Raw genomic sequence first — 13,326 nt, 5'->3', positions numbered from 1 at the left:
TAAATAATATAAGTATAATGCATCCGATGGATCTTAGACACAGCAACAGCCCACTTGCCTTGCCGTCATATGAAGCTCTGACACCCCAAGGACTTGGGCTGGCCTTTTCCATCTATCTCAATAAACCTACGGTCATTTCTGGTACTACTCATGCCAACGATTCAGCATCGCTCAGTGGCTCAGAATTTGGACCATATCAATTCTCCGCTAACGGCATCAATAAATTCCAAAAGATACTCTGATTCGCTTACTCCTGTTTTTGCTCGTCTCTTGTATACGGGATCATAGATTAACCGGTAGTGTGCCGTGCCGTCATCACCATCCATATGCCACCTGAGCGACACATCCAGCTGTTCCGCATATCGTGCGAGTGCCGATGACGCAGAAACCGCAGCCTTAAACTGGCAAGCCTCCAGTTCACGGATTTTCTCGTGAGACACACTGCGGTAGAGAAGCACTTCTCCCGTAATCGTGCTTACGCAAATATTTACACGCTCCAAACGTACCCGGTATTGATCGATATATAACGGCAAGTGGAAGAATTCCCGATCCAACGGCTCAGCTTCGCCCTCATCTTCCTCTTGCTCACTGTGCGTTATCCCGGCTTCCCAATCCCATTTCACTTCCAGCCGCAAATACTTGGCGTATGAAGGAAAAAATCTCTGCAAGAACAGCTCTGCTCGTTCCCAGCATTGCTCGCGAGAAAGCACCGTCTCTCCGTCGGAGCTCTCAGGATTATAATGGTACGCCTCTAAGCTGCCTGTGGCCTTATCGACATGTATCATGTAAGCTGCTTGAAGATTGCGAAGCGTATTTCCCCACCGCCGTTCAAAATATCGGTCCACCGATAACGGATCGGTCGCCGATTGATCCGCTTCATCCTCGTTCATATCGCTTTTATCAAAGTACAATAAAATCAGGTTTTGATCGTCTCCCCTAGGCTTATCCAGAACATACCGCTCCGTATCAATGCCCAACTGGGCCTCCCAGAATGGAATTAAATCTGAATTTTCATCTGAGCTTGAATGTTCGGTTCCGGTCCTTGATGGGAGAACCGGCTTAACGGTATAGGCGTTATCTGAATTACCGGGATCCGCAGGCGTGATTGAAACAGTCGGCGGCAGCAAATCATGCTGCAGGTTATGTAAGGGTTCACCCGTAACGGCATCGATCTTACGACGCCCCTGAATCGGTTCATAAACCAGCCGATGCTGATCTTCTTCCCCCTCCATGTCATATATAGAGGGATACAGTGTGGTTATGATGGGCTGCATCTCCATATCCTGAAGAATCCTTTGCTTCGCAGCCTCCGCACTAACGAGCCTGTCCGGCCAAACCGGCAGCTCCATTACCGGGAATTCTTTCGCCTTGTAAAGCACGATATTGAAATCGGCGTCAAGCCGGACCTCACAACCTGAGCTCGGCAGCGGCAATCCGCCGGCCTCTGCCCTAAACCCAATCTCAATATAGTTTCGTTTGATCTCTGATCGAATCCAGGTAAGCGCTGCATAATTCGGATGATGCCGGATCATGAACGTTTTAGCTATGTCCGTTGCCTGCTCCATGGTACGTCCTGCCTCTATCGTCCTTCCCAATCTCGTGTCATCACGCTCTTGATCGATCTGAAGCCTCATCAGCTGACCGGTCTCCAGGCTTAATGAAACCTCAATTCGGCTGTTCTCGGATTGAGGGTCCTCCCAGATAAACGTTCTCTCTTTTTCATCGAACCCCTTAGGGGTGTTATCCTCCATAACAAGTTCATAATGCTCGGGTATGAAGGTGATCGTTCCCGCAGCTGCCCGTAGTGCCTGGACATCCATGGTCATATGCCGCTTCGCCTCCTTCTCTATTAGAAAGCTCTATTATATGATATAAAGTATATAATTATATACGGCTTACTTCTACCAAGCTGACAATTTACGAAAGATGCGGTGATCGAATGAGTAACCCGACACATAGCCTGGATGTTAACCAGTATCTTAACCGTATTGGATATACGGGCCCGATTGTGAACAGCGCTTATATGCTCGCCAGACTGCAGGAGCAGCATGTACATACCGTCCCCTATGAAAATCTCGATATCCTTGACCGAATTCCGCTGTCCCTGGATATTCCCCATCTCTACGATAAAATCGTCACCCGCCATCGCGGCGGCTATTGCTTCGAGCTCAATGCGTTGTTTGGCTGGCTGCTGCAGGAACTGGGCTTTAAGGTCACTCATTATTTCGGTCGCTTCTGGCGGGATGAGACCGATACGCCTGCTAAGCGGCGGCATCATATCCTGCAGGTGGATATCGAAGACCAGCGATATATAGCCGACGTCGGAGTGGGAGGCGCCGGACCTCGCCACCCTTTGGAGTTGGTAGATGGCCTGGAACAAACCCAGGGGAACGAAACCTACCGGCTGGTTCAGACCGAGGCTTATGGCTGGATGCTCGAGGAGTGGAAAAAAGATGCCTGGGATCCGGTATTCTCTTTTACGGAAGAACCTAACTTACCGAAAGATTTCATCACCACCTCTTTCTGGTGCGAGCATGCCTCTGATTCGCCGTTTAATAAAACGGCCCGGGTATCCATACGTACCGCTGAAGGCAGAAACACCGTGGATGACGGCGAGTTCAGAATCTACAAGTCCGGCGGCGTCCACACCTTTAAACCGGGAAATCCACAGGAATATGCCGAAGCGCTTCATACTTATTTCGGTATCCCTATCGATAAATAACAATAAACCGGGCCTTCCCTAGCAGGGAGCCCGGTCTTTACGATTAATATTCAATTTTTCGCTCCGCAGAGCTCCACGCTTGGAATGGCAGCAAATAATCCGCTGTCCGAACCTGCTTCATGGGGATGGAACGCTGATCCATCGGCATGGCGATTTCATCGTATATGAAATGATCATCAAACCCGATCTCGGCCGCATCCTGTTTCGTGCTTGCATAATAAACGGCATCGGGCCTTGACCAGTAGATCGCCCCCAGGCACATCGGACAGGGTTCACAGCTGGTATAGATCGTGCAACCTTTCAATTGAAAATCCTCTAAATGCAGGCAGGCTTCCCGTATGGCTTGCACCTCGGCATGAGCGGTAGGGTCGTTCAGCGCAGTAACCAAATTACGGCCCCTGCCAATCACTTGACCATCCTTAACCACAATCGCCCCAAACGGACCTCCCTCCACATGCTGAACGTTTCGATGGGCTTCTGCAATCGCCTGATGCATCCAGTACTCATGATTATGTTCGCTCATTATGTACAGCTCCCTTCCCATGTTCATCCCGATCCCGGTGTGCGTATTCAAACCACGCTGATCGACCGGGCGGCTAACTCACATCATAGCATATCTTCTTCCGATCTCCTTCATTTTCCAATCTTTTCGCGAAAATGAATTGACGAACCGTATACAAACGTATACAATCATGAATATTGGTATACAAATGTATACATTTTCATGTTGAAGGAGGTTGGTTACATGCGGCAAGAGGAACCAAATATGCCGGGCCAGAGCCGGTCGGAGCATCGCGACCGGGACAGTCACCGCCACGGCGGACGGCACGGAAGACGGCGCGAGGAAGGGCATGGCGGCAGGGAAGGCGGGAAGATGGCGCAAACGTTCCGCCGGGGACGTGCGCTCTCTTTTCTGGACAACCTGGTTGTGAAACGGGAGACCCTGAAGAAACAGGTCAATGATCCTGACCTGCAAGCCATTCGGGACGTGGTCAGCGGAGAGCTGAAAGCGGTGGACCAGATCATTCAGGAGTATATTCAGGCTTTTGAATTGTATGATACGAGGCAGTCTCAGGACGGCCAGCAATAATGGCCCAGGCCATTCATAAACCAATAACCATGACAGAGGTAGGACTTGGAGCGTGATGATTTTTGATTAGAAAGTTTTTTTCATACTATCGGCCCTATAAGGGACTGTTTGTACTGGATTTTACATGCGCCGTCATTGCGGGACTGCTGGAGCTTGCTTTCCCGCTTGCCGTCAGCAAATTCATCGACGATCTGCTGCCGAGCCAGGATTGGCCGCTTATCCTGATTGCCTGCATCGTCCTGCTGTCCATCTATGCGCTGAATACCGCGCTGCAGTATATCGTGACGTACTGGGGACATATGCTCGGCATCAACATCGAGACGGACATGCGGGAGAAAATGTTCTCCCACATTCAGAAGTTATCCTTCCGCTTCTTTGATAACAACAAAACCGGCCACCTGATGGGCCGTATCACGAACGATCTCAACGACGTCGGCGAAGTGGCCCACCATGGCCCGGAAGACGTGTTCATCGCCGTCATGACGCTGCTCGGCTCCTTCTCCTTGATGGCCTACATCAATCTGGAGCTTGCGCTGCTGACCTTTATCATCGTGCCGCTGATGGCATGGCTGATCATTAAATTCGGCGGCAGAATGACCACGACTTATCGTCAATTGTTCCGAAACGTGGGCAATTTCAATGCCCGCATCGAAGACAATGTCGGCGGCATCCGCGTGGTTCAATCATTTGCGAACGAAGAGCATGAGAATAAGCTGTTTCAGGAAGAGAACAAGCAGTTCCGTGCCACCAAGCTGCTGGCTTATAAAACGATGGCCAAAAGCACGTCCGTCAGCTATATGCTGATGCGTTTGATCACGGTATTCGTGATGATCTGCGGTGCATGGTTCTTCATTCAAGGCAAAATCGAGATGGGCGAATTCATGGCATTCCTGCTGCTCTCCAACATCTTCTTCCGTCCGATCGAGAAGATCAACGCGGTCATTGAGAGTTATCCCAAAGGCATTGCCGGCTTTAAACGCTACCTGGAAATCATGGATACCGAGCCGGAGATCGCCGATGTGCCTGATGCCATATCCCTTTCATCGGTACGGGGAGATATCCGCTTCGAAGGCGTAACCTTCGGGTACGAGCCTTCCCGAACGATACTGAATAACATTCACCTGACGATCCGTGCCGGAGAAACGGTTGCATTCGTCGGGCCGTCCGGTGCCGGAAAGACCACGATCTGCAGCCTACTCCCCCGTTTCTACGACGTGGATCAGGGCACGATCACGGTGGACGGGATCGACATCCGGAATATCAAATTGCAAAACCTGCGCAAGCATATCGGTATCGTGCAGCAGGATGTCTTCCTGTTCTCCGGCACGATCCGGGACAATATCGCCTACGGCGACTTGAATGCAACCGACCATCAAATCTGGGAAGCCGCACGGCGCGCTTCGCTGGATGAACTGATCCGAAGCCTGCCGGACGGCATGGAGACGGTCATCGGTGAACGCGGGGTTAAGCTGTCCGGCGGCCAGAAGCAGCGGCTGTCCATTGCGAGAATGTTCCTGAAGAATCCGCCGATCTTGATTCTGGACGAAGCCACCTCGGCACTGGACACGGAGACGGAAGCGCAAATCCAGAAGTCCCTAGCTGAGCTGTCCGTCGGCAGAACAACGCTAGTGATCGCTCACCGACTGACCACCATTCAGAGCGCGGACCGAATAATCGTCGTCAATTCGGAAGGCATAGCCGAGCAGGGTACGCATCAGGAATTGATTCACTCCGGCGGTGCGTACAGCAGGCTTCACCAAGTTCACTAATGAAGCAGATAAATGGTTTGGTTGTGGATGAAGATTCGCCTGCAAGAAATGAACATCCCGCATTAATACTGAAAAGGATGGCTCCCAGCGACAGGGAGTCATCCTTTTTTTGGCTCAACCTATAAGAAGCATCCTGCTGATCTCGAGCAATCAGAATATGGTTGAGAGGATCCTTGCTAATTGTCCATGGATAAGAAAGTTGTTGCAGGGAAACATTAATGGCGTACTACAAAGACCATCGTTACAGGAGGGCTTTATGTTTTATATCTACAGTGTCGGTTTGCTCTTCGGCGGACTGTCGATCATCAACCTGGTCTTCTCGTACCAAACCAAGCATATCCAGCATCTGTTCTGGCCCACGCTGCAGTTTCAGTTGTGGATGCTCCCGCTCTTTGTCATTGCCAATATGTGCATCGGGTATGGGATCCGCTTTGGTTACAAAGCCACCGACCAATTGGGGTACACATTGATTTTCTCCAAATGTCTGGAGATCCTGATATCGTTGGGCGTGGCTTACTTGTTCCTGAAGGAGGTTCCCACCTGGAAAAACTGGGCGGGAATCGGCATTATTGCGCTCGGGATCTTTCTGGTGAAGCAGAAATGAGCGCCTCTGGCGCACGGATGCCTGTTTTGCCTAAATTCATTCTTCGCCAACATCCTTCGGACATCGGTACCATGGTTATCGCTGACTCTTCCCCATCCAGCCTTGTTCGAAGGCATAGCGGGTCAGCTGTACCCGATTTTCCAAATGCAGCTTTTGCAAAATGTTCTTCAAATGGTTCTTGACCGTATTTTCGGAAATGCAAAGGTCGCTCGAAATATCGCGGTTGGACAATCCCTCGGCGACGAGTCCCAGAATTTCCTTTTCACGCGCCGTTAAGGGACTTTTGCTCGGGTCCGGCTTGTCGTATTGCGAAAATTCCTTCAGGATGCGGAACGCGAGTTCCCTGCTCACCGGTGCTTCGTCCACCGCAATGGCTTTCAGGTACTCGTGCCACGATTCGGGATTCAAGTTCTTTAACAAATACCCCTGGGCCCCGCGCTTCAGGGCATCGAACAAATGGGCGATGTCGTCGGATACCGTGACCATAACGATCTTAACGTAAGGGAACTTGTCCTTCACCCGCTTGGTCGCTTCCAAACCGCCCATGCCGGGCATCTGGATATCCATCAGGATGATATCAGGCATCCATATTTCGGTCAGTTCCAGCGCATCCTCGCCGCTTTGCCCTTCCGCCACGACCTCAAAGGTTGGATCGCTGCTCAATATGGTGCGAATACCTTCTCTTGCCAGATCGCTGTCATCGATGATTAACACGCGAAAAGGTTGATTGTTCATGCCGTGCTCTCCTTCCGGATGTTGATAATTGTCTGGTCGTGCTGCCTTTCCATCTGGAACTTCCAGCCCATGGCCTCGGCCCGATCTTTCATGATTTTGATTCCATACCGGTTGCTGCCGAGGGGCTTGTCCAGATCAAAGCCTTTTCCATCATCGGTGACAGTGCAATGCCAGCCCGAATCCGTTGTATTCGCGGTAATCTTGACGTGTTTTGCCTCCGCGTGCTTATGGATATTCAATAAGGATTCCCTGATCGAAGCCAGCAACTCCACCTTTTCTTTGGCTGTCAGCATGGCGTCCGGAATTCCCCACTTGATGTCGAAATGCAGGTCCGTCTCCTGCTTGATTTCCTCAATCAGGCTGCTCATGCTGTGCATCCACGGAATGGCTTGCGGATCTGCCGGGTAGCGGAGATTCGCAATAGCCTCTCTTACGTAGGTGTTGGTACGATGAACGCTTTCCTTGATTTCCTGGTACGGAATGTCTCCCGTGCGACCTGACTTTTCGATTCGGTCGATCTGGGCGTTCAGCAGGAACAAGGATTGGGCGATTCCATCATGAAGTTCCCGGCCGATCTTCTCCCGTTCATGCATGGCTGCTTGAAGTGCCCTCGATCGGTTCAACTCCTCTTGATTCCGTTCAATCAACGAAAATAACTGGGTAAGAAACAGTATGGAAACCAAAAACACGATGACAGGCGCCAGCAGATTGCCAAGATCCATCGATATATAAGGCAGCAGGAACTCATGGCGAACATATTCCCATATGCCAATCGTCAAGGTCGGAATGATGAGTATCAACCATTTCATTTGTTTATAAGACATACCCTGCCTCCTATTTCAATATAAAAAGTAATGTAATGAACTCGCCTTTCTTCCTACCATGTTACCATTGGTTATCCCTTCATTGTAACCAAAATCGTTCATGAGCGGAATGACTCAATAGAGCTACGAATAATTGCCGCATTCTCTCGTGCAGTAATAACCTATTTACAATTCAAGTGCTAATCGCTTATAAAGAGTAAAAGATATCCATTCATTCCATTTCCGATGAAGGGGGCTGCAGTTGGATGACGCAAAAAATTGCAGTGATCATTGTACACGGATTGGGAACACAAAAGAAAAGTTATGCGGATAAATTCATGAAAAACTTGAAGGACACCTTTTCCCGGACCTCGGGCATCCCGCATGAGCAGTTGGCCATGGAGGCCGTGCATTGGGCCGATGTTTTTGCGGCACGCGAGGATGAATTAATCGGCAGCAGCATTAAACCTTACCGTTTACGTTATCAGCACCTCCGGCAGTACGTAATCAACAATCTGGCGGATGCCGTGGCTTATCAGCCCGTGGAATCCGAAGATCAGAACTACGAGGCCATTCATCGGACGATCAGCGAGGCACTGCACCGCCTTGCCCTGTCAGCCGGCCCCCATGCTCCGTTATGCGTAATCTCCCATAGCTTGGGGTCCGTGATCGCCAGCAATTTTTTCTACGATCTGCAATTTTCCTCCCGCGGGCATCGTCTGGTCGTTAATCCCGAAGCACCGCTGGAGCGTGGAGAACTTCTGACCTTGTTCTACACGCTGGGAACCACCTTGCCGCTGTGGAGCATGCGTTATCGTGATTTTGACAAGCCGATTGAGGTCCCTTCAGCACAGATGAAGCTCTATTATGAACATCTACTGGGTGAATGGGTCAATTTCTATGATAAAGACGATATCCTTGCTTACCCCCTCAAAAGCATTAACGAAGAGTATGACCGCACGGTACGCCAAGACAAATCCGTTAACGTGGGAAACTGGTTGACAAGCTGGAATCCGTTGTCGCACAGCGGATATTTCTACAGCAAACCGATTCTCGAATATATCGCTTCGCAATTGGAAGCGACCTGGCGAAACATAAATCAGGTTAAATAAGCAATGCCGCAAAGACATAGGATCTTTGCGGCATTGCTCCTTTATGATGATCCGATTCAAAAATGAACATAAGCACCGTTTCGAATGTTAGATTCATCACCCATTGCTCTCCGATTGGCCCCATCCTTCTTCTGCCTGTATCTTTGAAACCGACACTTGCATACAGCTGCTGAGCCGGAACATTCTTATGGTTCACGACCAGTACCACCTCATTGCAGGAAGGAAATTCTCTCCTAATAAATGCTGGCAGCGCAAGCATTCCTCGTTTGGCGTAACCTTTACGCTGCTGTCGATGATCAATGGATAAAGCGGTCAGCAGCATCGCATGAGAATGACTTGTATACTCCTTGACGCGCTCCGTAGCGTGCAGGATAAAGAAACCGACAGGATGACCATCAGCTAAAATAACGATGGGGAACTGACCTTCCCCTAGGTTTAAAACTTCTTTCGGATGAGAGGTGAATTGGACTTGGTCATCCGGAAGCTCGAATTCTTTCAAGACGGGCAGATGTTCTGCCGTGCGGACAACAAGCTGGATTTGTTCTGCGTTTGGCATCGGTCCTCACTCCTCTGTCTAAGGTGACGTTGATTTCATCAAGTCTTCTTCGCGTTGAACATTTGTTCCCGCCCAATTATCCTGTTTCTTCGCCGTACCATAGCTGTCGGAAGCTTTCGCTGGAAGCCAGCAGTTGCTCCGCCGTGCCCTCGGCCTCAATCTCACCGCCGTTCAACACGATGATATGGTCAGCATGGTTAAGCGCAGCTTTCCGATGCGATACCACAAGACAAGTCGCACCTCCGCGCTCGCGGAACAGCCTCTCCCATAACTTGCGCTCCGTCTCAACATCCAATGCGCTGGATAAATCGTCGAATACGTAGAGTTCCGCATCCCGCACCAACATTCTTGCCGCGGCTGTCCGCTGTGCTTGACCGCCGGACAGCTTGACTCCGCGCGGCCCCACCATCGTCTCCAGTCCATTTTGAAGATGTTTGATATCTTCTTCCATTACGGCCGCATGAAGCGCGCGTTCCAGACTGCCCGGCTGCTCGGATATACCCAACAGAATGTTGTTGCGCAGTTTGTCGCTGTACAGCCTTGGGATCTGTGCAGTATAAGCACTTTGCGGCGGGATGAAGAAATCTGCCGGCTCCGTTACCCTTTCGCCGTTCCATCGGATTTCGCCCTTTTCTGCTGGCAGCAAGCCCAGCAATGTGCGAACCAGCGTCGTTTTACCGCTGCCTATCATCCCGGTAACGACCGTAAAGGTACCGCGCGAGAGTCTCAGATCGATATTCGAAATGCCCCGTCCGGTTTCGGGATACTGGTACGACAAGCCTTGCGCTTCCAGCAGCGAGAGCGGAGGTGCCTCAATGTATGCCGTTTCCATCCCGTCTTCGACCGGAGCGCCGGCGGCGTGATTGGATGCCCCATGCGCTTGCCCATTCCCTGCGGCATGATGACCGGATTTCTCTTCATGGGTTCGCTTGCGCTTAACCTTGCCGATACCGATGTAATGGGCTGCGGTAAGCAGCGAAGCCGGTGCTCCTTGCAGCATGGATTTGATGCGCTGAAAGCTGACGCCCATCTGCTTGTAATACGTCATGAAATTGCCGACGTTCGATATGAGCTGGGTAACAAATGTTAAATAATATACAAAGAGGGACAAATCCCCGACGGTAAAATCGCCGTTTCGCATCTTAAGGCTTGCGAGCACGAGGATCAGGCCGGTACCGAGGTTAACGGAGTTCGTGAATACGGAGGACAAGGATTCCGTCAGAAGTTTATCCTTCACCATGGATTGGCGCCGTTTCTCGCTAAGACTTACGAACCGCTCTACGACGCGTTTCTCCGCCCCTGCGACCTGGATGGCCTGCACGTTGGCAAACATTTCGCTAATCGCCCCGGTTACCTTGGCGGTTGATTCCCGGCTTGCCGCCCTGTATTTCTGGATGCGCGCGGTTGCGATCTGGGCTGCGGTCACCACCAGAATCAAAGGAACGAACACGAGAATCGTCAGCTGCAGATCGATGGATATGAGAATCCAGCTGGCGACAATGACGAAACCGACAAGCCCTAATGTATCTACTGACCAGCTCGTCGCTTCTTCAGCCTGATCCACGTCATCCCGGAAATTGCTGATGGCTTCTCCTGGCGAGCAAGGGATTGCTCGCGCTCCGGGCTCCTTCATGACATGGGACAGCATATTGCGGCGGAGCAATGTGCTGATGCGGAAGCGGAAATGCACGTCTGTCATGAAGCCGCCGAAGATCAGCGCAATCCGTGCCAAGGCAGCGCCGATTAGCAGCACCGCAATCGCCCAGACGCCGTAAGGAAAAGAATAAGTGCCTTCCAAATGGTCAAAAAAGGCCTTGGTTAAGAGTCCGGGAACCAGCGGTGCCATATGGATAAGGGACCACGCGAACAGGTTGATGAGGTACAACCCCGGGCGGTACATAATCAACCGCCAGAAAAAATGCCTGGTTTTCATGCCAGCACCTCCTCCATTCCAACGGCAAGCATGCGGCTAAACCGCGATTGCGGATCTGAGGCCAGCTCTTCCCTGCGGCCGCTTTCGAGCATTCTTCCGTTCTCCAGTATGAGAATCCGGTCGGCGCGCTGAACCGTAGCCAGACGATGGGCAATAATAATGCAGGTTTTCTCCTGCAGCAGACGCGAAATGGCAGCTTCGATCCGGTATTCCGTTAACGGATCAAGCCGGGAGGATGCCTCATCAAGAATGACAAGACCCGGATCCGTCAAAAATACGCGTGCAAACGCCAGCAGCTGGGCCTCGCCCGCAGACAGGCTTCCGCCCCCAGAAGCCAGACTGGTATCCAGCCCTTCGGGAAGCGAGCCATACCAATCCCCAAGTCCAAGCTCTTCTAACACGGATATAATGCGGGTATCGGCTATGCCTTCATCAAACAAGGTCAGATTATCACGGACGGTTCCCTCAAGAATCTCAATATTCTGCGTGACCATGGCGACCTTCCGCCTTAGTTCATGGAGCTTGCAGCCCCGAATATCGGTTCCCGCCAGCTCGATGCTTCCCTCCTGTGGATCATAGAAGCGTAACAGCAGGCGGGCGATCGTCGTTTTGCCGCTGCCTGTACGGCCGAGCAGTCCAAGGGTCTGGCCCGGCTCAAGGCGCAGCTGCAGATTCTCAAGCGTAGTCTGCCCGCCCTCTTCGTAAGCGAAGTTAAGGTTCCGGAATTCCACCGACAATGGGCCTGACGGAAGCGGCGCGCCAGGGCCGTCTTTGATCCGGGGCTCGGTTGCAAGCAGGTCGCGGACCCGCATCAAGCTGGCATCCGCTTTTTGCAAATCCTCCAATTGGGTACGGATCTTCTCAATAGGCTTGGCCAGCAGCTCCGTATAATAAAACACGAGATAGATGGAGCCGATCGTCAAACCGCCCTGTCCGTTCTTCCACAGTATGGCGCACACGATAAACGCGGCTGCGTTGCCAAGCGCAAACACCAAAATCGTGGTGCTCCACATCAAGAAAAATCCGATGAACGCACGAACGCGAACCGGCAGCATCCGCCTAGCCATCTCATAAAATCGGTTCATGACATATCCGGCCGCTCCGTTGGCACGCGTATCTTCGGTTCCTTCAAGGTGTTCGCCGATGAATCCGTAGAAATCCGCATTCAGCTCGCGCCACCGCTTCCAGACCGGTATCGCAAATCGCCGGATATGTTGAATGACGTAAATGCTGCCGACCACAAACACCGTCATGACAAGGCCGATCCAGAAGTTCTCCCGATACAGCAAAGCCAGGATCCCGATCATGAGGATCAGATTGCCGAACAGATGGATAATGAAACTGGAGAAGAAATTGGCGAGCGCATTCACATCGCCATCCACCCGTTCAATTAGAGATCCGGAGGTTTGGGTTTTGTGAAAGCTCATATCCAGCGACAGGCAGTGCTCCGCCAACTCGGCACGAAGCTTGTTGGTGGTCGTCCAGCCCAGGTTCTCGCTATAATAAGCAGCCGCTATGGAAACGCCTTGTTGAAGCAATGAAAAGAGAATAAAAAATCCTGCCGCATAATAAAGGGAAGTCAGGCTTCCCTCTCCTTGAGCCGTATCGATGAAATACCGGATGATCTGCGGATTAATCAATTGGAGTCCAATGGAAAATAACAGCAGCACCGTCAGGGCTGCCAGAAGCTTCTTATGCGGGAATACGTACCTGACGAGCATCTCCCGATACATCCCAATCCCCGTGGTCCTTCGCTTGCTGTTTAACGTGTGATCGCTTTGCATTTCGTTTATAATCCCTCCGCTTCGGTTAGCCCTATTGATAATAATAAGCTCCATGGTAAGATATGACAAGAACGTGGGTTCCCGTTTTTAAAATAAATTACTAGGAATAGTTATGGGACGCACCGGCACCAAGAAAAACCTGAGCCCTAGCTTCTGGATCACGCCAAGAAGACCAGCCCCTCGGCATGGGAGCTGGTCTTCTAACAGGTTACGTATAG

The 13,326-nt window shown here is 51.3% G+C and carries 11 protein-coding genes and 1 pseudogene; 5 read left to right on the top strand and 7 right to left on the bottom strand.

Translation table 11 applies throughout. The features are described 5' to 3' along the window. Positions 1 to 179: 179 nt before the first annotated feature. Positions 180 to 1,826, bottom strand: coding sequence for a YcdB/YcdC domain-containing protein (locus BMX45_RS04210; RefSeq protein WP_090908628.1), 1,647 nt, complete (start codon positions 1,824 to 1,826; stop codon positions 180 to 182). Between the two features lie 113 nt (positions 1,827 to 1,939). Here BMX45_RS04210 and BMX45_RS04205 point away from each other — a divergent pair, with 113 nt between their 5' ends. After that, the gene (locus tag BMX45_RS04205; protein ID WP_090908627.1) at positions 1,940 to 2,722 is read left to right on the top strand and encodes an arylamine N-acetyltransferase family protein; all 783 of its coding nucleotides are present in this window, start codon (positions 1,940 to 1,942) and stop codon (positions 2,720 to 2,722) included. A 43-nt stretch (positions 2,723 to 2,765) separates the two neighbouring features. On the opposite strand, the gene BMX45_RS04200 is transcribed toward BMX45_RS04205, so the two are convergent. Continuing rightward, positions 2,766 to 3,245 carry a nucleoside deaminase gene (locus tag BMX45_RS04200; protein ID WP_090908626.1) on the bottom strand — a complete coding sequence of 160 codons (480 nt, stop codon included), beginning with the start codon at positions 3,243 to 3,245 and terminating at the stop codon, positions 2,766 to 2,768. 222 nt (positions 3,246 to 3,467) lie between these two features. Between BMX45_RS04200 and BMX45_RS04195 the strand changes: the two genes are divergently transcribed. The 3 genes from BMX45_RS04195 to BMX45_RS04185 all read left to right on the top strand — a co-directional run bounded on the left by BMX45_RS04195 (position 3,468) and on the right by BMX45_RS04185 (position 6,185). Then, entirely contained in the window at positions 3,468 to 3,812 is a 345-nt protein-coding gene (locus tag BMX45_RS04195) for a hypothetical protein (RefSeq protein WP_090908625.1), read from the top strand. 62 nt (positions 3,813 to 3,874) lie between these two features. Further along, a complete protein-coding gene (locus tag BMX45_RS04190; RefSeq protein WP_090908624.1) occupies positions 3,875 to 5,581 on the top strand; it encodes an ABC transporter ATP-binding protein in 1,707 nt (568 codons plus the stop codon). 256 nt (positions 5,582 to 5,837) lie between these two features. Next, complete coding sequence (locus BMX45_RS04185) at positions 5,838 to 6,185, top strand: hypothetical protein (protein ID WP_015735863.1); 348 nt, start codon at positions 5,838 to 5,840, stop codon at positions 6,183 to 6,185. A gap of 75 nt (positions 6,186 to 6,260) precedes the next feature. Here the strand turns inward: BMX45_RS04185 and BMX45_RS04180 are convergent, their stop codons facing one another. Next, the gene (locus BMX45_RS04180; protein WP_090908623.1) at positions 6,261 to 6,920 is read right to left on the bottom strand and encodes a response regulator; all 660 of its coding nucleotides are present in this window, start codon (positions 6,918 to 6,920) and stop codon (positions 6,261 to 6,263) included. Beyond that, the gene (locus tag BMX45_RS04175; RefSeq protein WP_090908622.1) at positions 6,917 to 7,744 is read right to left on the bottom strand and encodes a sensor histidine kinase; all 828 of its coding nucleotides are present in this window, start codon (positions 7,742 to 7,744) and stop codon (positions 6,917 to 6,919) included. Before BMX45_RS04175 ends, BMX45_RS04180 begins: the two co-directional genes overlap by 4 nt. A 245-nt stretch (positions 7,745 to 7,989) precedes the next feature. Here BMX45_RS04175 and BMX45_RS04170 point away from each other — a divergent pair, with 245 nt between their 5' ends. Next, complete coding sequence (locus tag BMX45_RS04170; protein WP_090908621.1) at positions 7,990 to 8,835, top strand: chemotaxis protein; 846 nt, start codon at positions 7,990 to 7,992, stop codon at positions 8,833 to 8,835. An 85-nt stretch (positions 8,836 to 8,920) separates the two neighbouring features. Here BMX45_RS04170 and BMX45_RS04165 read toward each other — a convergent pair. From BMX45_RS04165 to BMX45_RS04155, 3 genes and pseudogenes are all read right to left on the bottom strand, one after another. Beyond that, positions 8,921 to 9,391 (bottom strand): annotated as a pseudogene (locus BMX45_RS04165) (GNAT family N-acetyltransferase); the annotation flags it as partial. Between the two features lie 76 nt (positions 9,392 to 9,467). Further along, positions 9,468 to 11,324 (bottom strand): ABC transporter ATP-binding protein, encoded by a 1,857-nt coding sequence (locus BMX45_RS04160; RefSeq protein WP_090908620.1) that lies wholly within the window; start codon positions 11,322 to 11,324, stop codon positions 9,468 to 9,470. Further along, positions 11,321 to 13,108 carry an ABC transporter ATP-binding protein gene (locus BMX45_RS04155; RefSeq protein ID WP_090908619.1) on the bottom strand — a complete coding sequence of 596 codons (1,788 nt, stop codon included), beginning with the start codon at positions 13,106 to 13,108 and terminating at the stop codon, positions 11,321 to 11,323. The genes BMX45_RS04160 and BMX45_RS04155 overlap by 4 nt, the downstream gene beginning before the upstream one ends. Positions 13,109 to 13,326 lie beyond the last annotated feature (218 nt).

This window comes from Paenibacillus sp. cl141a (genome assembly GCF_900109305.1).
In the GTDB taxonomy this organism is placed as follows: Bacteria; Bacillota; Bacilli; order Paenibacillales; family Paenibacillaceae; genus Paenibacillus_AQ; species Paenibacillus_AQ lautus_A.
Note: the sequence above shows the minus strand (reverse complement) of the source record. Positions and strands in the feature narration are given on the sequence as shown.

What these genes read in the sequence shown, in the direction of transcription:
- BMX45_RS04160 (WP_090908620.1), bottom strand. Translation starts at nt 11,324, where the DNA reads ATGAAAACCAGGCATTTTTTCTGGCGGTTGATTATGTACCGCCCGGGG.
- BMX45_RS04170 (WP_090908621.1), top strand. Translation starts at nt 7,990, where the DNA reads ATGACGCAAAAAATTGCAGTGATCATTGTACACGGATTGGGAACACAA.
- BMX45_RS04195 (WP_090908625.1), top strand. Translation starts at nt 3,468, where the DNA reads ATGCGGCAAGAGGAACCAAATATGCCGGGCCAGAGCCGGTCGGAGCAT.
- BMX45_RS04200 (WP_090908626.1), bottom strand. Translation starts at nt 3,245, where the DNA reads ATGAGCGAACATAATCATGAGTACTGGATGCATCAGGCGATTGCAGAA.
- BMX45_RS04180 (WP_090908623.1), bottom strand. Translation starts at nt 6,920, where the DNA reads ATGAACAATCAACCTTTTCGCGTGTTAATCATCGATGACAGCGATCTG.
- BMX45_RS04155 (WP_090908619.1), bottom strand. Translation starts at nt 13,108, where the DNA reads ATGCAAAGCGATCACACGTTAAACAGCAAGCGAAGGACCACGGGGATT.
- BMX45_RS04185 (WP_015735863.1), top strand. Translation starts at nt 5,838, where the DNA reads ATGTTTTATATCTACAGTGTCGGTTTGCTCTTCGGCGGACTGTCGATC.
- BMX45_RS04210 (WP_090908628.1), bottom strand. Translation starts at nt 1,826, where the DNA reads ATGACCATGGATGTCCAGGCACTACGGGCAGCTGCGGGAACGATCACC.
- BMX45_RS04175 (WP_090908622.1), bottom strand. Translation starts at nt 7,744, where the DNA reads ATGTCTTATAAACAAATGAAATGGTTGATACTCATCATTCCGACCTTG.
- BMX45_RS04205 (WP_090908627.1), top strand. Translation starts at nt 1,940, where the DNA reads ATGAGTAACCCGACACATAGCCTGGATGTTAACCAGTATCTTAACCGT.